The 20,069-nt window shown below is 59.7% G+C and carries 18 protein-coding genes; 10 read left to right on the forward strand and 8 right to left on the reverse strand.

Annotated features, from left to right (window positions below; all coding sequences use genetic code 11):
• Positions 1 to 5 precede the first annotated feature (5 nt).
• Positions 6 to 737, forward strand: coding sequence for an SIR2 family NAD-dependent protein deacylase (locus NSND_RS05505; RefSeq protein ID WP_080878036.1), 732 nt, complete (start codon positions 6 to 8; stop codon positions 735 to 737).
• Here the strand turns inward: NSND_RS05505 and NSND_RS05510 are convergent.
• Positions 723 to 1,448 carry an HAD-IA family hydrolase gene (locus tag NSND_RS05510; RefSeq protein WP_080878037.1) on the reverse strand — a complete coding sequence of 242 codons (726 nt, stop codon included), beginning with the start codon at positions 1,446 to 1,448 and terminating at the stop codon, positions 723 to 725. The genes NSND_RS05505 and NSND_RS05510 overlap by 15 nt on opposite strands.
• Positions 1,449 to 1,670: 222 nt before the next feature.
• On the opposite strand from NSND_RS05510, the gene NSND_RS05515 reads away from it, so the two are divergent.
• The 9 genes from NSND_RS05515 to NSND_RS05555 all read left to right on the forward strand — a co-directional run bounded on the left by NSND_RS05515 (position 1,671) and on the right by NSND_RS05555 (position 13,120).
• Complete coding sequence (locus tag NSND_RS05515; protein ID WP_080878038.1) at positions 1,671 to 2,837, forward strand: response regulator; 1,167 nt, start codon at positions 1,671 to 1,673, stop codon at positions 2,835 to 2,837.
• Positions 2,838 to 3,163: 326 nt separating this feature from the next.
• Positions 3,164 to 5,914, forward strand: a complete 2,751-nt coding sequence (locus NSND_RS05520; RefSeq protein ID WP_080878039.1) for a valine--tRNA ligase — start codon at positions 3,164 to 3,166, stop codon at positions 5,912 to 5,914.
• A complete protein-coding gene (gene nadC, locus NSND_RS05525; protein WP_235000181.1) occupies positions 5,886 to 6,782 on the forward strand; it encodes a carboxylating nicotinate-nucleotide diphosphorylase in 897 nt (298 codons plus the stop codon). The genes NSND_RS05520 and nadC overlap by 29 nt, the downstream gene beginning before the upstream one ends.
• Positions 6,766 to 7,638 (forward strand): biotin--[acetyl-CoA-carboxylase] ligase, encoded by an 873-nt coding sequence (locus NSND_RS05530; RefSeq protein WP_159450646.1) that lies wholly within the window; start codon positions 6,766 to 6,768, stop codon positions 7,636 to 7,638. Before nadC ends, NSND_RS05530 begins: the two co-directional genes overlap by 17 nt.
• A 35-nt stretch (positions 7,639 to 7,673) precedes the next feature.
• Entirely contained in the window at positions 7,674 to 8,444 is a 771-nt protein-coding gene (locus tag NSND_RS05535; protein WP_080878041.1) for a type III pantothenate kinase, read from the forward strand.
• A 134-nt stretch (positions 8,445 to 8,578) separates the two neighbouring features.
• On the forward strand, positions 8,579 to 9,133 hold the full coding sequence (grpE, locus tag NSND_RS05540) for a nucleotide exchange factor GrpE (protein ID WP_080878042.1): 555 nt from the start codon (positions 8,579 to 8,581) through the stop codon (positions 9,131 to 9,133).
• A gap of 89 nt (positions 9,134 to 9,222) precedes the next feature.
• Positions 9,223 to 11,154: a molecular chaperone DnaK gene (dnaK, locus tag NSND_RS05545; protein WP_080878043.1), complete on the forward strand. Its 1,932-nt coding sequence runs from the start codon at positions 9,223 to 9,225 to the stop codon at positions 11,152 to 11,154.
• A gap of 81 nt (positions 11,155 to 11,235) precedes the next feature.
• Positions 11,236 to 12,348, forward strand: a complete 1,113-nt coding sequence (gene dnaJ / locus NSND_RS05550; protein ID WP_080878044.1) for a molecular chaperone DnaJ — start codon at positions 11,236 to 11,238, stop codon at positions 12,346 to 12,348.
• A 34-nt stretch (positions 12,349 to 12,382) separates the two neighbouring features.
• Entirely contained in the window at positions 12,383 to 13,120 is a 738-nt protein-coding gene (locus tag NSND_RS05555; protein WP_080878045.1) for an RsmE family RNA methyltransferase, read from the forward strand.
• Between the two features lie 19 nt (positions 13,121 to 13,139).
• Here the strand turns inward: NSND_RS05555 and NSND_RS05560 are convergent, their stop codons facing one another.
• The 7 genes from NSND_RS05560 to ruvX form a co-directional block, all read right to left on the reverse strand.
• The gene (locus tag NSND_RS05560; protein ID WP_159450647.1) at positions 13,140 to 14,012 is read right to left on the reverse strand and encodes a WD40/YVTN/BNR-like repeat-containing protein; all 873 of its coding nucleotides are present in this window, start codon (positions 14,010 to 14,012) and stop codon (positions 13,140 to 13,142) included.
• Positions 14,013 to 14,119: 107 nt separating this feature from the next.
• Positions 14,120 to 15,796 (reverse strand): IPT/TIG domain-containing protein, encoded by a 1,677-nt coding sequence (locus NSND_RS05565; RefSeq protein WP_080878047.1) that lies wholly within the window; start codon positions 15,794 to 15,796, stop codon positions 14,120 to 14,122.
• A gap of 243 nt (positions 15,797 to 16,039) precedes the next feature.
• Complete coding sequence (locus NSND_RS05570; RefSeq protein ID WP_080878048.1) at positions 16,040 to 16,501, reverse strand: RidA family protein; 462 nt, start codon at positions 16,499 to 16,501, stop codon at positions 16,040 to 16,042.
• 45 nt (positions 16,502 to 16,546) lie between these two features.
• Entirely contained in the window at positions 16,547 to 17,701 is a 1,155-nt protein-coding gene (locus tag NSND_RS05575) for a phosphopentomutase (protein ID WP_080878049.1), read from the reverse strand.
• 55 nt (positions 17,702 to 17,756) lie between these two features.
• Positions 17,757 to 18,446, reverse strand: coding sequence for a deoxyribose-phosphate aldolase (gene deoC, locus NSND_RS05580; protein WP_080878050.1), 690 nt, complete (start codon positions 18,444 to 18,446; stop codon positions 17,757 to 17,759).
• 74 nt (positions 18,447 to 18,520) lie between these two features.
• Positions 18,521 to 19,573, reverse strand: a complete 1,053-nt coding sequence (mltG, locus tag NSND_RS05585; RefSeq protein WP_080878051.1) for an endolytic transglycosylase MltG — start codon at positions 19,571 to 19,573, stop codon at positions 18,521 to 18,523.
• Complete coding sequence (gene ruvX, locus NSND_RS05590; protein ID WP_143833421.1) at positions 19,458 to 20,069, reverse strand: Holliday junction resolvase RuvX; 612 nt, start codon at positions 20,067 to 20,069, stop codon at positions 19,458 to 19,460. The genes mltG and ruvX overlap by 116 nt, the downstream gene beginning before the upstream one ends.

Here is a 20,069-nt window from a genome sequence, read left to right on the forward strand (position 1 = left end):
GACCCATGGGAACCGGATCAACTCTCGGTCTGATCCAACAGAAACTGGCCTCGGCACGATCGGTGACCGTGCTCACCGGGGCCGGGATTTCCGCCGACAGCGGCGTGCCGACCTTTCGCGGGGTCGATGGACTCTGGCGGAACTTTCGCGCGGAGGATCTCGCCACACCCGAGGCCTTCGCGCGTGATCCCCGCCTCGTGTGGGAATGGTACAACTGGCGGCGTGAACTCATCGCCTCCAAACGACCCAACCCCGCGCACGATGCCGTGGCTCAGATGGAGCAACGCTTCGAGCGGTTTTGGCTCATCACGCAGAATGTGGACGGACTGCACCGCGACGCCGGCTCTCGCAGGTTATCCGAGATTCACGGCAACATCTGGATGGTGCGCTGCACGCAGTGCCGGCGCGTAACTGAAAATCGCGACGTGCCGATTGCAATCCTGCCCCTCTGCAGCAACTGCAACGGGCTGCTCCGCCCGCATATCGTCTGGTTTGGAGAAGCACTCGCCGAGCAGGATCTGGACGCCAGCGAGGCCGCCCTGCAGTCCAGCGACCTGTGCCTGATTATCGGCACCTCCGGCCTGGTGTATCCGGCGGCTGGTTTTGGTTCAATCGCGAAACAGGCGGGCGCGTTTGTCGTGGAAATCAATCTGGATGCCACCGCGCAATCCGGCATTGTCGATGCGGCGCTCCAAGGGCGCGCCAAGGACATCGTTCCCTTGTTATTGCAGGCGTGAGAGCAGCGGCAGCAATTCGTTGAGGGTACCGATTGTCGTCCCGCCCGAAGGACGCGCCCCCTCCCCTCTCGCGAGCAACACCCCGGTCAGTCCGACGCCCTGCGCCCCCTTCACATCGTCACGCTCGCTATCGCCGACATGCAGCGCCTCGTCCGGATCGACCGCATGTTTCTCTAGCGCCTGGTGAAAGATCCGCGCGGAGGGTTTGGCGGCACGGGCCAAACTTGAAATCGTGACTGTATCGAATAGATCGGCAATCCCCAATCCGCGTAACACGGAAAATAACCGCGAGTCGAAGTTGGAAATGATGCCCAGCTCGAATCCCTGGTCCTTGAGAGTCCTGAGCACATCCACCGTCTCCGGGAACAGCCGCCAGGACTCCGGCTGCTCGAAGCGCGCAAACACCTCCTCGAAAAACTCGTCGAAGGCCTCGAACATCCCCACGCGATAAAAGACGTTGTGCACGATGTCGAACCACCACAACCGTTCGGACTGCTTGATCGCGGCCGGTTCCGTCGCGGCAAACACCGGTGGCGGCGCATCGCGGAACGAACGGGCAAAGGCGGATTTGATGGCGGTTAACGACTCTGGAGTTTTCCTGAACCCATGCTTCTCCGCATGCTGCAGGTAAATCTCGGCCACTGACCCGTGAATATGGAACAGGGTGTCGGCGGCATCGAAAAAGACGACTTGAATTCGGCTCCGGGTCATTGTGTCGTGTGACTCCTCATGCTCGCCATCCACGAAGGCCGATAGGCCCAGCCGGGAAGACGGCCGGATTCTACAGGATGGTCACCAGCTCCGCCAGCATTCAGTTCGTCTCCCGCGGCGCATAGGCAGAGGCCTCATCAGACCGCTGGTTTCGGCGTTTTCTTTGACAGTTCACGGGGCCTTTGTTAGCTTCGGCTGAGTGGGTATGGAGAGGTGAGTGGGATGGGATCGACCATCTTTGTGATCGACAGCAGCCCGGCCGTGCACCGCATGGTGGAACAGATTTCTGCGCCGGAAGGCCACAAGGTCATGGGATTTTCCGACGGCCCCTCGGCCCTCGACGCTGCCCGCAAACTCAGTCCGGCGCTGGTCATCGCGGACTATCATCTCGACAAGATCACCTTCTCGGGACTCTGCAAAGAAATCGGCCGGCAGGATAGTCTGGCCGAAACCCTGATCGTCTCCATGGTGGACGGCTCCGATCGCCTGGACGAAAGCAAATTGCGTTCGCTCGGGGTCCGGGCCTTTCTGAAGAAACCGCTGCAACGGGAACAACTGCTCGATACGATCAAGGGCATCTTGAATGGCGCGGCGGGAGATCCGCGCGGCGGGAAATCTGCAAAAACACGGACGTGGCCCCCTGTCTCCACGGGAACGGACGATGAAGACGACGAATCGCCGAACGATGCGTCCATTGACGACGCCCCCCACCACGAGATGGAGAAGGAGCACAGCCCCATGTCCCCATCACTGAGCCCCACTGCCGCCCCGGCCGCATCTGCACCTGCCTCGAACGGACCGAGCGGAGATGCCTTGATGAAGGGGCTGTTCGATCACTTGTTGCATTCAGTCACAGTCCAGGCCGACCGGAAGATCGGCGAACTGCTCCCGCCCGCCATGGCGAAGGAAGTCGCCGGACAGGTGAGTCTTGCCGTGGGGAAGGCCGTTCAAACGGAAGTGGCGAAACAACTGGCAGACGCGCTCGCACCCGAACGCTTACAGCCCGTGATGCGAGAACTGATTCTGGAAGAATTGAAGCGACAGGCTCAGACCCAGCTTGCCGGCGTCGAGGCGACTGTTCGTCGGACCGTAACCGAGCTGGCCCCTACCCTGGTGGAGCAGTCCACAGAGAAACGATTGGGTGACCTCACGGACACCGGCGTGAAGAAACACCTGCCGGAGGCCTTGAAATCACACCTTGAAACGATCGACCAGCTGGTGAAAAAGGAAGTCGAGCAGGTGGCCGCGAACTGCGCGCGACAGGCGGCCGATGAGATTGTGCACGAAATGGCAAAAGATCCGATTCAGCAGGCGGTACAGCGGATCGTTCCAGACGTAGCAGAAACTCAGATCCGGGTGGAGATCAAACGACTGAGCTCGCCCGACTAACGTCCCGTTCGCCTACCCTCGCTTGACCTTCTTGGCCGCCGCACGGCGGGCCTTGACCAGCCCCTTCATACGATCCACGTTCTTCCGATGCTTCTTGCGAGTCTTGCGATCCTTCTCTCGTCCCCTCGGCATAATCTCTCCTTCAACGGTGATAGGCTCTCAAGCCGGCGATCTGGAACAACCAGCTGAACCGCCGGATGTATATCACAGGGCTTGAGTCCGCTACAACCTTTAGAACGATCACAGACGCGCGTCCATTACCTTGTGAGCCCACACGGCGCATGTTAAGATGCGCCCGCGTTGCGCCCCGGGCGCCTCCAAGAACCATGTCCACACCGCAACTCGACAAAACCTACAGTCCCCACGACGTCGAAGACCGCTGGTACCAGCGCTGGATCGACGCCGGTCTGTTTCATGCCGACTCGGCCCATCCCGGGCAGCCCTATTCGATGGTGATTCCTCCCCCGAACGTCACGGGATCGCTTCACGTCGGCCATGCCCTCAATAATACCCTGCAGGACATTCTGATCCGTTGGCGCCGCATGCAAGGCCGCAATGTGCTCTGGATGCCCGGCACGGATCACGCGGGCATCGCGACCCAGAACGTGGTGGAGCGGCAGCTTCAGGCCGAAGGCACCACGCGGGAGGCACTCGGTCGGGAAGAGTTCCTCAAGCGGGTCTGGCAATGGAAAGAAAAGTCGGGCGGCACGATCATCTCCCAGCTCAAACGGCTCGGCGCCTCCTGCGATTGGGAACGTGAACGCTTCACTATGGACGCGGGGCTTTCGGAAGCCGTCCGCGAGGTCTTCGTTCGGCTGCATGCAGACGGACTGCTCTACCGCGGCGAACGATTGATCAATTGGTGCCCGCGCTGCCTGACGGCCTTGTCCGACATCGAAGTCGAACATGAAGAGATTACCGGAAAACTGTACACCATTCGTTATGCCCTGGCCGACGATCCCGCGCAGGTGCTGCTGGTGGCGACCACGCGTCCCGAAACCCTGCTCGGCGATACCGCCGTGGCGGTGCACCCGGAAGACGAACGGTACCGTCACCTCATTGGCAAACAGGTCCGGCTCCCCCTCACGACCCGCGCGATTCCAATCGTAGGAGACTCGATTCTGGTCGATCGCGAATTCGGCACCGGCGCCGTCAAGATTACCCCCGCTCATGACTTTAATGACTTTGAGGCGGGAGAGCGGCATGGGCTCCGGCGCATCAAGATTTTGGACATCCACGCCAACCTTCGGCTGGAAGGCGCACTGGTAGAGTCCGAGGTGGCGCACATCGTCGAAGGCCTTCCTGTCGCCAAGGCCAGACCGAAGATCGAACAACTGCTGACGGATCAAGGCCTGCTTGAAAAATCCGAGCCCCATAAGATGGCGCTCGGCAAATGCTACCGCTGCAAGACTGTTGTCGAACCTCTGTTGTCGGACCAATGGTTCGTCAAAATCAAGCCGCTCGCGGAACCGGCGATTCAAGCGGTCGAAGATGGTCGGGTCAGGATCATTCCCGAGGCCTGGAAGAACAACTATCTCGGCTGGATGCGAGACATTAAGGACTGGTGCGTCTCCCGGCAAATCTGGTGGGGTCATCAGATTCCTGCCTGGTACTGTGAAACCTGTTACGGAAGCCCGTTTCTGCGCCGCTCGTCAGACGGGGCGCCGCTCATTCCTTCCGACGCAGCCGTCATCGTGGCGAAGACCACACCGGCAACCTGTCCCAAGGGCCACTCAGATGCGTTGGTGCAGGACCCCGACGTGCTCGACACCTGGTTCTCTTCCGCCCTCTGGCCATTTTCTACCCTGGGCTGGCCGAAGCAGACGCCGGATTTGAAGACCTTCTACCCCACCTCGACCCTGGTCACCGGGCTCGACATTCTGTTTTTCTGGGTCGCGCGCATGATCATGATGGGCCTGAAGTTCATGGGCGACGTCCCCTTCCGCGACGTCTATATCCACGCCCTGGTTCGCGATGCCGAGGGCCAGAAGATGAGTAAGTCGAAGGGCAATGTGATCGATCCCTTGCATGTGATGGAGCAGTTCGGGACCGACGCCCTGCGTTTCACCATGGCCGCAATGGCTTCACCGGGCCGTGACGTCAAGCTGGCGGAAGAGCGAATTGAAGGTTACCGGAACTTTACGAACAAAATCTGGAACGCCGCCCGGTTTCTGCTCATGCACTTGGACGGCGAACGGGCCGAAGTGCCGGCTGCGCAGCGGTCATTCCCCGACCGTTGGATTCTAAGTCGCCTGACTGCCACCATCGGCACCGTCACTCAGGAGTTGGAACAATATCGCTTCGACCGCGCGTCGAGCGCGATTTACCAATTTATCTGGCATGAGTACTGCGACAAATACATTGAGATGATCAAGCCCACGCTCAAGGATCAGGCATCGGAACAGGCCAAATCGACGCGACAGACCCTCGCCGAGACGTTCGAAACCATGATGCGGCTGCTGCATCCCTTCATGCCGTTTATTTCGGAAGAGATCTGGCAAACCCTGCCGCATGAAGGTACCAGCATCGTCCGCCAAATCTACCCAACAACGAGACCGGATTGGGAATCACAGGAAGTCGAGCAGGAATTCGCGCTGCTGGAGGAGTGCCGGGGCCTGATGAATCAGGAGCGCGCGATCCTGAATTATGCCGCCGGTAAGCGTCTCCATTTCAAAGTGCATGGAAAGACGGATCAAGCCGCTGCAACCTTCAAGAAGCATCGAGAGTTGATCGAGTACATGGAGAACGTGGAGGACCTCTTTGTCGGAAGCACCTCGGAGGTCACGGCTTCCCACCTGCTGACCCTGACGAGCGGTTCAGCCGAGGTCGGCACATCCATGGAGGGCGCCGATCTCCAAAAGGCTAAGGACAATGTGCTCAAACAGATCGCGCTGCTTCAAAAGGAAGTGGCACGCACGCAGCAGAAACTGGGCAATCCCGATTTCGTCGCCAAGGCGCCGCCGGAGGTCCTGACCGATCACCATGATCGCCTGGCGCGTGAATCCCGCATGATCCAATTATTTGAACAGGCGCTGCAACAGATCATCAGTGAGCAGAAACAACATCAAAGTTCCTAGCCTTCAGACCATCCGCAAAGCGGTCCAGCTGGCCCTCGACGAAGACCTGGACCACGGCGACGTCACCACGAGTGCGCTGTTTCCCCTTTCCATTCAGGCCAGGGCCGCCATCCTCGCCCATCAACCCATGACGGTAGCCGGCGTGGCCGTCGCGCGTGAAGTCTTCCTCGCTGTGGACCCCTCGTTGCGCATCGTCAAGAGCATCAACGACGGAGCCACCGTCAAGCCAGGCACAGAGGTCATCGTCGTCAGAGGCGATGTGCGGTCGTTGTTGATGGCGGAGCGCGTCGCTGTCAATTTCCTTCAGCAGCTGTCCGGCATCGCCACGCTCACCGCGAAATTTTGCGCCGCAATCCGACATACGGAGACCGCCATTCTCGATACACGCAAGACCACACCGGGCTTGCGGGCACTCGAAAAATGGGCGGTTCACCTGGGAGGCGGGAGAAACCATCGCTTTTCACTGGGCGATGGCGTCCTGATCAAGGACAATCATCTCGCAGTCTTGCGCTCAACCGGCGTCGATGTGGCCGGAGCCTGCCGGTTAGCACGCGCCGGAGCGCCGCATGGCCTTCGCATCGAGGTAGAAGCCAAGAGTTTGCAAGAAGTGAAGGAAGCGTTGGCTGGTCACGCCGACATCATCCTGCTCGACAATATGTCTCCGGCCCTCGTGCAAAAGGCGGTGGCCCTCATCAAAAAGCGCGCCTTGGTAGAAGTCTCGGGCGGCATCACCCTGCAGACCGTCGCCGACATGGCCCAAACGGGTGTGGACTTCATTTCCGTCGGTGCCCTGACTCACTCCGCACCCGCAGCCGACCTCAGCATGGACCTCACCGGCTATCGAGGGAGCCGTGGGCGGACCAGCTAACGATCAATGTCCAGCCGATCGGCTGGACATTGATCGCCTTCAAGCCAGCCTGCACACCCACACCTTCGGACAGACGTTGCGGTACATTCCTTCCACGGCTTCAACCAATGCAGACGCGTTGGCATACCTCCAACAACCGACCGGACCAGCGGCTGCGCACGGAACGGTGATCCTCGCAGACTGCCAAACAGCCGGTCGGGGACGCCGCGGACGCGCCTGGCACTCTCCGGCCCAGGGCAACATCTACATGTCCGTGATTGTGGTGCCCGAACCCGGCTCCACACGCATAGGGCCCTGGCTCTCCTGGATTCCGTTGTTTTCCGCTCTGGCGGTGTCCGATTGCCTCTCCGGCTGCACGGGACTGGCAGTCTCGATGAAGTGGCCGAACGATCTGTTGATCGGCGACAAGAAAATCGGCGGCATCCTCTGCGAACAAACCACCACCGCTGACCGAACCCTGGCGATAGTCATCGGCATCGGATTGAACATCAACGCTGCACCCGACAGTTTGCCGGAGGAGCTCAGAGCCGGCGCAACCACCATGGCTGCCGAGGCAGGCCATCGGCTCGATCGCGCCATGATCCTCGCAGATCTCTTGCTCCGACTCGAACAACGCATGGATCGTTTGTTCCACGACGGACCGTCCGGCATGATCGATGAATTCACACGACGCTGCTCCACACTCGGCAAGACCGTCCGTGTGGCTCTGGAAGAAAACGGGATCGTACAGGGGATCGCCGAGTCGATCGGCCCGGATGGATGCCTCTGTTTGCGTGTGACCTCCGATCCCTCCCCCACTCTGCCTCACCGGCTGCTGGAAGTTCGAAGCGCGGAAGTCATCCACGTGCGGGGGTGAAATCGGACAACCTGTTGGGGTAGAGTGGAGACACGATGCTGCTGACCATCGACATCGGAAATACCAACGTGGTGTGGGGCCTGTTCGAAGATTCCACCCTGCGCGGGCATTGGCGCCTCGCCACCGAATCACGGCGAACCGACAATGAATACGGCATTCTGTTGCTCAATCTGCTCAACAACGCCGGCTTCACCCCGGAGCAGATTACGGGCTGCATTCTCTCGAGCGTCGTGCCCGCGCTGACCGGCACCTTCGACTCCCTGGTGCAAACCTACTTTCACCGAACACCGGTGATCGTCGGACCCGATACCGATTCCGGGCTCACCTTGCGGTATGCCAACCCGAAGGAAATCGGCAGCGACCGCATCGTCAACGCCGCCGCGGCTTATGCGCGGTATCGGTCCGATCTCATTATCGTCGACTTCGGAACCGCCACCACCTTCTGCGCCGTGACCAAATCCGCCGAGTATCTCGGCGGTGTCATCGCACCGGGTCTCGGAATTTCAGCCGACGCTCTGTTTTCCCGTACCGCCAAGCTGCCGAAGGTGGAAATCATCCGGCCCAAAACCGTCATCGGCACCGATACGATCGGCGGCATTCAAAGCGGTCTGCTGTTCGGCTATGTTGGGCTGGTGGACGGTATCGTCCGACGCATGGAGCGAGAACTCGGACGGACATCGACCGTCATCGCCACCGGAGGGCTCGCGACGGTCATCGCCCAGGAGACCGAAACGATCCAAGAAGTCCGCCCCTTCCTGACGCTTGAAGGCTTGGAACTCCTGTACCATCGAAACCGCCTGACCTAGGCCTGGCTCACCGCAGACTGACGTTACCCCTCGCCTCAAACCCTTAGAGAGCTGAAAAAACGATGATTTCTTTCTATTCCCCGTTGACTTCCGTTCTCCGGTGGCTATCTCACTCCCCAGCAAAGGTGTAATCAATGTCTCAAGACGACAAGAATATTCACAGTATCGACAACTTAGACGGTTCCAGCGAGGCATCTTCCGGCACGATGGAGGGTGTCAATGAACTCCAGCAGGTGCTGGATGCCAAGTCCGACGAATGCAAAGCCCTCAACGAAAAGTATTTGCGGCTCGCCGCAGAGTTCGACAACTACAAGAGGCTGGCTCAACGCGATCAACGTGAGCAAATCAAGTTCGGGAACGAACAGATCCTCAAGGAACTTCTACCCGTGCTGGACAATCTTGAGCGCGCCATTAAGTCGTCGAAGGGAAGCGGCTCCGTCGATGCGTTGACAGAGGGTGTGGAATTGACGCTGAAGCAACTCGTTGGCGCGCTGACGAAGTTCGGTGTCAAAGCAGTGGAGAGCGTCGGCCTGGCCTTTGACCCAGCCACGCAACAGGCAGTCGCCCAGGTTCCGTCAGACACGATCCCTGAAAACCATGTCGTGGAAGAGTATCAAAAGGGATATCTCCTCCAAGACCGCATCCTCCGCGCCGCCATGGTGACCGTGTCGACCGGAGCCGCAAACTAGGGCCGAATCATCGGTGTGAAGAACAGGTTTCGCAAGCACAACTGACACGACCGTTCATGTATTGATATTTTTTGCGAAGGAGCCAACCCATGGGCAAAGTTATCGGAATCGACCTCGGCACGACGAACTCCTGCGTCGCTATCATGAGCGGTGGAGACCCGGTCGTCATCGCCAATGCGGAAGGAAGTCGCACAACTCCGTCGGTGGTGGGCATCACGGATAAGAACGAGCGCCTGGTCGGACAAATCGCCAAGCGGCAAGCCATCACCAATCCTGAAAACACCATTTTCTCAGTCAAGCGTCTCATGGGACGCAAGTTCCGCAGCAAAGAAGTGCAGGAAGCCATGAAGCGGCTCCCCTACAAGGTGGTGGAGGCGGACAACGGCGATGCGCACGTCGAGTTGCGCGGAAAGCGTTACAGCCCGCCGGAAGTCTCCGCCATGATTCTGCAGAAGATGCGGCAGACCGCCGAAGATTACCTGGGTGAGAAGGTCACTGAAGCAGTGGTGACGGTCCCGGCCTATTTCGATGATAGCCAGCGCCAGGCCACCAAGGATGCGGGGCAGATCGCCGGATTGAACGTCCTGCGCATCATCAACGAACCCACGGCGGCCTCACTGGCCTACGGTCTCGACAAGAAAAAAGACGAGCGCATTGCCGTCTACGATCTCGGCGGCGGGACGTTCGACGTGTCCGTCCTGGAAATCGGCGACGGCGTGTTCGAGGTCAAGTCCACGAACGGCGACACCTATCTCGGTGGCGACGACTTCGACGAGCGTGTGATGGACTGGCTCGTCGAGGAGTTTAAGAAAGATCAAGGTATCGACCTGCGCAAAGACCGGATGGCGTTGCAACGCCTCAAGGAAGCGGCGGAGCGGGCCAAGATCGAACTCTCCTCGTCTCAGGAAAGCGAGATCAACCTGCCGTTCATTACGGCGGACGCCAGCGGCCCGAAGCACATGGTCACGAAGTTGACCCGCGCAAAGCTGGAACAACTCGTCGGCGACCTCATCCAACGGACCATCGAGCCCTGCCGGAAGGCTTTGGCGGATGCCGGTGTGAGCGCGAAAGACATCCAGGAAGTCGTGCTCGTCGGCGGCATGACCCGCATGCCGAAAGTCATCCAGGTCGTGAAGGAATTCTTCGGCAAAGAACCGCATCGCGGCGTGAACCCCGACGAAGTCGTCGCCATCGGAGCCGGTGTTCAGGGCGGCGTGCTTAAGGGCGAAGTCAAGGACGTGCTGTTGCTGGATGTCACGCCCTTGTCGCTCGGCATTGAGACGCTCGGCGGCGTCTTCACGAAGTTGATCGAGCGAAACACCACAATTCCCACGAAGAAGAGCCAGGTGTTCTCGACCGCTGCCGACAACCAGACAGCCGTCACCATTCGCGTATTCCAGGGCGAACGTGAAATGGCGAACGACAATAAGCTGTTGGGACAGTTCGATCTCGTCGGCATTCCTCCCGCTCCGCGCGGCATGCCGCAGGTCGAAGTCTCCTTCGACATCGATGCCAACGGTATCGTGCATGTGGCGGCCAAAGACCTGGCCACACAGAAGGAACAGTCCATCAAGATTACGGCCTCGAGCGGACTCAGCAAGGACGAAGTCGATAAGCTCGTCAAGGACGCCCAGTCCCACACCGAGGATGACAAGAAACGTCGTCGGGTGGCTGAAGCGCGTAACCAGGCCGACTCGTTGCTGTACAGCACCGAAAAGAACCTGAGCGAGCATGGCGATAAGATCGGCGAAGACGATAAGACCAAGATCACCGAAGCCATCGCCGGACTCCGTAAGGCGATGGAAGGCGACGATCCCGCAGCCATCGAAACGGCCACGCAAACGCTGACCACGGCATCCCATAAGCTGGCTGAAGAGATGTACAAGAAAGCCTCTGCCGCAGCCGGTGCCGGCGCCGGGGCTGATGCAGCTGCTTCATCCGGAGACGGCGGCGCGCAGGCCAAGACCGATGAAAAGGTCGTGGACGCGGAGTTCGAAGAAGTCGACAAAGACAAAAAGTAAGACCCTCACCGATTGCACGACCGAGTTTCACCATGCGTGAAGCTCGGTCGTGTTGCACATTTAACCGGGTAAGAATCTTCCGTGGCTAAGCGCGACTACTACGAAACTCTCGGCATTGAGCGAACCGCTTCCGACGACGAGATCAAGAAGGCATTCCGGAAACTTGCCCGCCAGCACCACCCCGATCTCCACACATCGCCGGAACAGAAAAAATCCGCGGAAGAAAAATTCAAAGAGCTGAACGAAGCCTACGAGGTCATCAGCGACCAGGAAAAACGGCGGCGATACGATGCCTTCGGCCATGCCGGTGGACCGCAGGGAGCGGAGGGATTCGATTTCGGCGGACAGGGCGGATTCGGCGACATCTTCAACGATATTTTCGAAGACTTCTTCGGCCAGCCTCGCGGACGTGCCCGCGCCGAGCGCGGCAACGACCTGCAATACAACCTTGAGGTGACGTTTGAAGAGTCGGTATTCGGAAAGGAAGCGAAACTCAAAATCCCCCGCTGGGAAATCTGTGCCGATTGCAAAGGCACCGGAGCGCGCTCAGCCACGGCCATTAAAATGTGCCCGGCCTGCAAGGGACAGGGCCAACTCCGGTTCCAACAGGGTTTTTTCAGCGTCAGCCGGCCCTGCGGTCAATGCGAAGGGGTCGGACAGATCATCACCGAACCCTGCCAGGCCTGCGGCGGGCGGCAGCGTATCCGCAAGGAACGCATGCTCTCCGTGCAAATTCCCGGCGGGATCGAAACCGGCATGCGCCTGCGTCTCGCGAACGAGGGCGAACACGGCGTCCAGGGCGGCCCTCAGGGGGACCTGTATGTTGCCATCACCGTGAAGCCCCATCCTCATTTTAGGCGGGAAGGCCAGGATATCGTGTCCGAACTCCCCGTCAATCTCGTCACCGCCATCCTGGGTGGGCGTGTGGAGGTGCCGACGCTCAAAGGCAACACCTTCATGAAGATCCCTGCCGGCACGCAGCCGGACAAAATCCTCCGCATCAAAGGCCTCGGCTTTCCAAACCTCAAGGGCGGCCATACCGGCGATCAGCTGTTCAACGTGAAAGTCGAGATTCCGACCAAGCTCAATTCAAAGCAAAAAGAGCTGCTTGAAGAATTTGCCAAGGAAAGCGGCTACACGAAAGACACCGAGGGCGAAGGCTTTCTCGACAAGATGAAAACGTTCTTCGAATAGACCGATCACCGCCCCACCTGTTCCGCCGACCACCATGCCGGCTTTCTTCGTCTCCTCATTAGATATTCGTGAAACCCAGATCACCCTCACGGGCGATCTCTGCCATCATGTGCGGGCCAGCCTACGCGTCAAACCCGGCGAAGATCTCTGGCTCACCGATGAACAACGGCGACGATATCGTGTGCGGGTGACGTACGTATCCCAGCAGGCGGTGATGACGGAGATTCTCGAACAACGGCTGGGACCCGTCGAGACCGGCCCCCCCCTGCTGCTCGCACAAGCCCTGCTCAAAGGCGACCATATGGATTGGGTGGTGCAAAAGGCGAGCGAGTTGGGCGTGCGGACGATCCTTCCCCTCGTCTCACGGCATGGGGTCGTACGACCGCAGCCGGACAGGATCGCCGCCCAAGTGGCCCGCTGGCAGCGCATCGCCACCGAAGCGGCGCAACAATCGGAGCAGTGGCAGCCCCCGGAAGTGTTGGAACCGCTGGAGTCACGCCGCTTCTTCTCCACTCACAAAGCGACCTGCTCGCTTCTCCTGGCAGAACGCCATGAGGCTGCCGCATTGGCCAGGATACCCCTGCCGAGTCTCCCCTCGGAACAGCTCACCGTGATGATCGGACCTGAAGGAGGATGGGCAGAAGAAGAGATCACTCTGGCCCTGGCTCAGCAGTGCCAGGCCGTGAGTCTCGGCTCGTGTATCCTCCGTGCGGACACCGCAGCAGTTACTGCACTGAGTATTGTGCAAAGTCGATTGGGCCGACTGGGGTAGGATCGGGATCTGGCGAGCGCTACCGACGGCCAGGGCTGATCGAAATGATGGTGCCCCCCTCGCCTGCCGCCCACCCGGCGGTGGTATGAGGAAAACTCAAGGCCATGAGCGAGCGTTTCACGGGGCTGGCTTCTTCCACCCAATTAAATCCTGCATCGGTGGTTCGCAAAATCTGCCCATGCTCTCCCACGATCCAGCCTTGCTGCGCGTCGATAAAACGAACACGAATCAGATCCGTGAGTTTATTACAGGTCCGGCCGCAGGGTAAGGTTCGGTCGATCCAGTGGGTGCCGCCGTCGGTCGTTTGAAACAACGCCCCGGCATTGCCGACCGCCCAGCCGTTCGCCTCATCTGCGAAGGCCACATCGAAGAACGTCGCAGAACTCTGGCTGACCTGCGGCGTCCACGTCACGCCACCGTCGGATGTCGTGAGAATCGTGCCCAGCGCCCCGACGATTGTCCCATGCTGCTGGTTGGTCAACACAATGGAATGTAGCGCGGCGCTCGTGCCGCTGGCTTGATCCGTCCAGTTCTCTCCACCGTCGGTCGTCTGTAGAATGGTGCCATTGCCGCCGACCAGCCAGCCCTTCTGAGGCGTCACAAACGCGATCCCATAGAGCGGGGCCTGCGTGGACACAAACACGGCGCTCCAGGTTTCTCCACCATCCCGGCTGGTCCGCACGGTGCCATTGGCGCCCACGACCCATCCTCGACGAGCATCCTGGAAATACACGGCCGTCAGCAGCGACGTGGTGCCGCTGGAGAGCTTCTTCCATTTGCGGCCGCCGTCGGTTGTCTTGAGAATCGTTCCGCCGGACCCCACGGCCCAGCCAAGTTGAGGATCGTGAAAGAACATGCCCAGCAGTGTGGCTTCAGACCCACTTTTCTGCATAGCTACGGTAGCCCGGCTCTCCGGGGAAGTCGCCTCGGCCGTGCCTGCGCACAGGAGGGCGATGAACAACCACGATACAACTGCCAGGATATGCAACGTACGACGCCTCATTGTTGGTGGTGGGTATTCTCTGAACTTTGATTCCGCCAGTAACTCGCATCAGGCAGTCCGGTAGGCTGGATCGTAAACGTGCCGGCCTCGAGCGTAAGCCACTTCTTCGGGGTGCAACAGGAGCCGTCCGGCAGGAGATCCCACGATCCACGACGGACCACGAGCGGCCCGGACGTCAGATCCGGATTAAACTCGCCGAGCTTGCCCACGCCGTAGGAATGGCGATGAGGAATCTTGACTGTGATTTCCGTGTCCGTCCAGGACTGCACGATCGCCCCGACTCCGTTGAACAACACTTCGGTGCGGGATACGTTTTCTCCCAACACGGGCGCAACCCGGGCATAGACGCTATCCGTGATAACCTTGCTTGGTTCGGCCGTCTTGAGAAACTTCCCGAACCCGCTCCCCTTGATCGTCACCACCTCGTCCAATCCCCCGGTGGTCGGACTGTAGGAATCGATCTTCGGTGTGACGAGCGTAAAATTGCCGACTTGCGTTTCAAGCACCTTCTTATCGGCGCAGCACGTGCCATCCGGCTTGGGAGCATTGGCAGCACGTTTGACCACCACCGGACCACTTTTCGCGCTGAAGGGCACCCAGACATCAATGCGGTCGTGGCCCCATCGATACACGATCGCCTGCACCCCGCCGATCTCGACAGTGTTTTCACTCAACGAAAAATCGATATAGTTAAAGGGCGTAGACCCGGCCTCCGAATAAAATCCAAAATTCTCTCCCGTGATTTTCAACAACGTGCCGATAGGCGCCTCGGCCGGAGTCAGCCCGGTGGCCTGGGGCGTCTGTACAGTGTACGTCCCGATGGCCCGTTCCTGCCCATTGCGCTTCATCACGACCGGACCGGTTTGGGCATCGAGCGGCACATGCACCACAATGGTCGTATCCGTCCACTGCGACACGGTGGCCAGATGCCCGCCAAAGAGCACGCCATCCTCAGGGTTCCTGGACGTCCCGAACCCTTTGCCGAACAGCACCACCTTCGTTCCGACCGGCCCACTCGTAGGATCGACCCGCACCGACGCCAGCACCTTCATCGGCATCGAATTGCTCACCACCTGCTTGACCGGCGCACAGCAAGACCCGTCCGGCAACGGATCGGACGAAGCCATGCGAATCACCACATCACCCGACTGCACATTGCCCGGCAGTTCCACTTCAATCTTATCGTCACGCCACTTACGGACGCGCACCGTCACATCGCCCACGGCCACAGTATTGACGCCAAAAATCGTGTTCGGATCGCGCGGACCGGCAGTGTTGCCGAAATGTTCGCCCGTGATCTCCAGAATCGTTCCCGGTTCGGCCTCAGCCGGCGACAAGGACTGAATGGCGGGCTGTAATCGGGTAAAGGACCCGGCCTTCAGATGTTTCTTGCCGATGATGATGTCGACCGGTCCATTGGCAGCCTGCGAAGGCACGCGCACCTCAATGAGATCGGCCTCCCAGCGTTGGATCAAGGCCGGCACGCCCTTGAAGGTCACCTGATTAAACTTCGTCGATTTATAGGGGCCGAACCCCTTCCCGGTGATCGAGAGGGTCGATCCCGGCACGGCAGCATTGGGATGAAGAACCGGCCCCTCTGCCCGGACTTCTCCGGAAACGACCGGGCCTGCGAACAGAGCGACACCGAGCAGCATACGAGCGATGTATTGCATGGGATGGCACTCCCTACAAACAGCCTCGGCGTAGGCCTGACCAGCAGGCTCGGGCAAGGCTGAAATGATGACACATCAGACGAACGCCCCGCACGTGGCACGGAAACCCCACGCAACTGAGGCAGCGAGGCCGGATGGGGGGTACGGCAATGAACGAAGGGGCTCACGGACTATAACAAGCGGATTTTTTTGATGTCAAGGCAAGCAGGCGCGGCAGGAAGGGAACAGTCTTAAGAAAGTTTTTTATGGTCGGACCTGGACCAGCAATTCGAGTTCAATTGCAGCGTGCAAGGGCAACTCTGCCGCACCCAGCGCCACGCGAGCGTGGCGTCCGGCCTCGCCGAACACCTGCACCAACAGATCGGACGCGCCATTGATGACAGCCGGCTGCTGCACAAACCCGGAGGCTGATGCCACATGCCCCACGACACGCACAATCCGCTGGACGCGATCCAACGAACCGAGCTCGTGCCGGATCACCGCCAAGGCATTCAGCAGCGCCAGTCTCGCCGCTTCGGCTCCCCGTTCGACCGTCACATCCGCTCCCAGCTTGCCCGTGATCGCCACCTGCCCGTCGCGAAACGGCAAGATGCCGCTGAGATAGAGCAGATCACCGGCCAGCACGGCCGGAACATAACTCGCCACCGGTTTCGGCGGAGCGGGCAATTCGATCCCGAGAGATTTCAACGTCGCATCGATCGACACAGATGATCCTTTCGCCAGCCGCCGCTATTGATGAATACTCAAGCTCTACCGAGACTGCAGCGCATCCAGGAAACTGTCGCCCCAGGGCAGTCTGGTCGCGCCCAACGCTTCGCCGATGGTTTGGCCAAGGTCCGCCGCGGTCGATCTGGTTCCGAGGTTCACACCGCGCGCGAGACGCGGACCGCTCACGAGACAGGGCACATATTCGCGTGAATGACCGGGATTCGGCCTCGCACAGTCGAAGCCGTGATCGCCGGTGATGATCAACACGTCTCCGACCTTGAGGGATTCCTGCAAATCCCGCAGCCGACGATCGATCTGCTGCAATGTAGACACTGTGGTCTGAAGATCGGGATTGATGACCGGGAGGCTTGCGTAAATCAGACCGCGCGGCACCTTGCTGAACATACCCACCACTTCATCCATGACGGCTTCCGCCTGGAACAGCGGCACCGATCTCGTCACCCCGCGCCCGCTGAACAGGTCGCCGACCTTTCCTACCCCGATGACGAGCTGGCTGGCCCGGCTCAAGTGATCCAGTAACGTCAGCCCCGGTGGCTCCACGGCAAAATCACGCCGCCGCTCCGTCGCAGTAAACTTGCCTGATTGCCCGACGAAGGGGCAGGCGACCACACGCAGAATCGGCACCATGCCCTTGAGCAACTTTCGGGCTTCACGGGCCAGGCGATAGAGTTCTTCAGGCGGCACCACCTGCTCGTGCGCCGCCAGAAAAATAGTCCCTGCCGTATCGATCCAGGCGATGGGCATCCCCGATTTCTGATGCTGTCCGCCGAACTCGACGATCGGCTCCTGCGTGACCGCACGGCAATTGCCCAGGGTCTTCTGTCCCAGCGCGGCCTCGAGCGCATTCGCCAGCTCGGTCGTAAAGGTTTCACAGGGGCGCTCGCCTTCTTCGATCACGTATCCGGCGATTTCCCAATGCCCGGAGAGAGAATTTTTTCCCTTGGTCGAAAACCCGAGAGTCCCGTAGCAGCCTTCCGGCTGCACCATCGGGCGGATACCTTGAAACTGGCCCAGATGCCCGAGACCGAGTTGCTCAAAATTCGGCAGGGCGAGCCCCTTCGAAATGGCAGCCAGCCGCTGCAGGGTGTTGCAGCCGGCGTCGCCATACAGGTCGGCATCGGGCAAAGCACCGATCCCGAAACCATCGAGCACCAGCAATACGATTCGAGTCATCATGGGCGCACTATACCAAATCCACCGGAACGAGCAAGGCTTTCACACGGATGGCGGTTCATCGCACCGCAACCAGCGCGGCGCGCCATTCACTCAGAATCTTCAGACTCGCACTAGTGCCGATCCGGTCGGCCCCTGCCTCCAGCAATTCCCGCGTGGTCTTCCAATCTCTGATTCCACCGGACGCCTTCACCTTGGCCCGTCCGGCCACGGCTTCTTTCATCAGCCGAACGTCTTCCACTGTCGCTCCGGCCTGATTGAATCCGGTCGAGGTCTTCACATAGTCCATCCCGGCCTCGACGGCCAGACGGCAGGCAGTGATCTTTTCTTCTCTCGTCAGCAGGCAAGTTTCCAGAATCACCTTATGATTCACGCCCGGCGTCGCTTGAACGACGGCGGCCATATCGTTTCGCACCACATCGTAATCGCCGGACTTCAAACGGCTGATGTTGATCACCATATCGAGCACCCGCGCGCCATGCGCCACCGCCTCCATGGCCTCCGTCACCTTGGCGTGAGTCGAATGCCCGCCAAGGGGAAACCCGATGGGGATGCCCACCTGGACATTGGTTCCTGCAACCGCGGCAACCGCCTCATCCACATAACAGGGCGGCACGAAAATCACGACAAATCCTTGCTCCCTGGCTTCCGCGCAGAGGCGTAACACATCGGCCTTAGTAGCCTCCGGACGCAGCACCGTATGGTCCAGGTAACGCGGCAACGATTCATTCCACGACTTCACACTCATACGAATGTCCCTTTCACATTCTACGATCGATGAGGAAATTAGACAGGACGTGTCGTGACCGGTTCTCAATACGATCACGCACCGTGGGCGACAAGGTTGCCCCTGGCACGTTTGCGGAAGTACTGTTTCTGATATTTCTCCACCGCTTGATTGTGCTCGGCCAGCGTGGAAGAAAATTGATGGGTCCCGTCGTTCCGCGACACGAAATACAAATACGACGCCTGGGCGGGAAACAGCGCCGCACGCAATGAATGGGCCCCGGGGCTGGCGATCGGTCCTGGCGGGAGACCCTGCACACGATAGGTATTGTAGGGGCTCATGACGGAGAGATCGCGCTTGTGAATGTTCCCGTCGAACGCCGGTAACCCGTAGATCACCGTCGGGTCGCTCTGAAGCGGGATCTTTTTCCGCAACCGATTATGAAACACCGCCGCAATCAGTTCCCGCTCGTGCTTCGCTCCGGTTTCTTTTTCGATGACAGAGGCGAGGGTCAGCACCTGATGCAGGGACATTTTCATGCGGGCCGCCTGCTCCTGCAACTCGGTACCCCAGACACGATGGAGACCATCGACCATCGCCTTAATCACCTCCCGCGCCTTCGTACCCTTCGCAAAGGAATAGGTTTCGGGAAAGAGATACCCTTCGAGGGAATCGGCCTCGATGCCGAGGGTCGAAATAAACGTGCGATCTCGCACCAGCTTCGTGAACTCTTTCGTATCCGTCACCTGCTGCGCCGCCAGCACTTCGGCAATCTGCGTCAGGCTGTATCCTTCCGGGATCGTGACGGGATGCAGCACCACTCGACCGGCCAACAGCTTCGTCAGAATGTCCTGCGGCGACATACCGGCATCCAACTCATACTCACCGGGGCGGATCTTGCGATCGATGTCCCGTGTCTTGCCCAGCAATACAAAAGCTGACCGGCTGCGGATCAACTGTTCGTTTTTGAGAAGAGCGGCGACCTGCTGAAAGGTGCTGCCTTCAGGAATGAGGACAATGTGGGAGGGAGGTTTAGGAGGTCCGCTCGCGACGGGGCTTTGAGCCCAACGCAGCACCAGATATCCCGCGAGAGCCGCGAACATCACTGCCGCCAGGGCCAGACCCATGATCGCTTTCTTCTGCATCATCGACTCGGGGTTCGTCAAAGACCCAGGGATCGGTCTCCACGGATGCGTTCAGATCGTTCGCCTGGCTGGTGGCCGGCTGTTCCAAACTCGCCAGATAACTCTGCAGGAGAATCGCCGCGGCAATACGGTCGACGATCCCCTTCCGCTTCCGGCGGCCGACGTCAGCCGCAATCAGCAGGTCCTCCGCCGCGCAGGTAGTCATCCGTTCATCCCAGGTGATCACCGGGACAGACAGTGCCGGCTCCAGTAACTGGATGAACTCCGCGACGACTTTGGCCGCGGGACCGATCTCGCCATCCAACCGCAACGGCATGCCGACCAGAACCTGCCCGACTTCGTGTTCACGAACCAGGTCCTGGATATGCCGGATATCGGCATCGGGATTTCGCCGGTAAAACGTTTCCAGCGGCTGGGCCGTCCACCCGAGCTCATCACTCAGGGCAAACCCGATCCGCTTGGAGCCGTGATCGATGGCGAGAATCCGTCGGCCTTTCAT

It is taken from the genome of Nitrospira sp. ND1, assembly GCF_900170025.1.
In the GTDB taxonomy this organism is placed as follows: Bacteria; Nitrospirota; Nitrospiria; order Nitrospirales; family Nitrospiraceae; genus Nitrospira_A.

What these genes read in the sequence shown, in the direction of transcription:
- NSND_RS05505 (WP_080878036.1), top strand. Translation starts at nt 6, where the DNA reads ATGGGAACCGGATCAACTCTCGGTCTGATCCAACAGAAACTGGCCTCG.
- NSND_RS05510 (WP_080878037.1), bottom strand. Translation starts at nt 1,448, where the DNA reads ATGACCCGGAGCCGAATTCAAGTCGTCTTTTTCGATGCCGCCGACACC.
- NSND_RS05515 (WP_080878038.1), top strand. Translation starts at nt 1,671, where the DNA reads ATGGGATCGACCATCTTTGTGATCGACAGCAGCCCGGCCGTGCACCGC.
- NSND_RS05520 (WP_080878039.1), top strand. Translation starts at nt 3,164, where the DNA reads ATGTCCACACCGCAACTCGACAAAACCTACAGTCCCCACGACGTCGAA.
- NSND_RS05535 (WP_080878041.1), top strand. Translation starts at nt 7,674, where the DNA reads ATGCTGCTGACCATCGACATCGGAAATACCAACGTGGTGTGGGGCCTG.
- grpE (WP_080878042.1), top strand. Translation starts at nt 8,579, where the DNA reads ATGTCTCAAGACGACAAGAATATTCACAGTATCGACAACTTAGACGGT.
- dnaK (WP_080878043.1), top strand. Translation starts at nt 9,223, where the DNA reads ATGGGCAAAGTTATCGGAATCGACCTCGGCACGACGAACTCCTGCGTC.
- NSND_RS05555 (WP_080878045.1), top strand. Translation starts at nt 12,383, where the DNA reads ATGCCGGCTTTCTTCGTCTCCTCATTAGATATTCGTGAAACCCAGATC.
- NSND_RS05560 (WP_159450647.1), bottom strand. Translation starts at nt 14,012, where the DNA reads ATGCAGAAAAGTGGGTCTGAAGCCACACTGCTGGGCATGTTCTTTCAC.
- NSND_RS05565 (WP_080878047.1), bottom strand. Translation starts at nt 15,796, where the DNA reads ATGCAATACATCGCTCGTATGCTGCTCGGTGTCGCTCTGTTCGCAGGC.
- NSND_RS05575 (WP_080878049.1), bottom strand. Translation starts at nt 17,701, where the DNA reads ATGATGACTCGAATCGTATTGCTGGTGCTCGATGGTTTCGGGATCGGT.
- deoC (WP_080878050.1), bottom strand. Translation starts at nt 18,446, where the DNA reads ATGAGTGTGAAGTCGTGGAATGAATCGTTGCCGCGTTACCTGGACCAT.
- mltG (WP_080878051.1), bottom strand. Translation starts at nt 19,573, where the DNA reads ATGATGCAGAAGAAAGCGATCATGGGTCTGGCCCTGGCGGCAGTGATG.
- ruvX (WP_143833421.1), bottom strand. Translation starts at nt 20,069, where the DNA reads ATGAAAGGCCGACGGATTCTCGCCATCGATCACGGCTCCAAGCGGATC.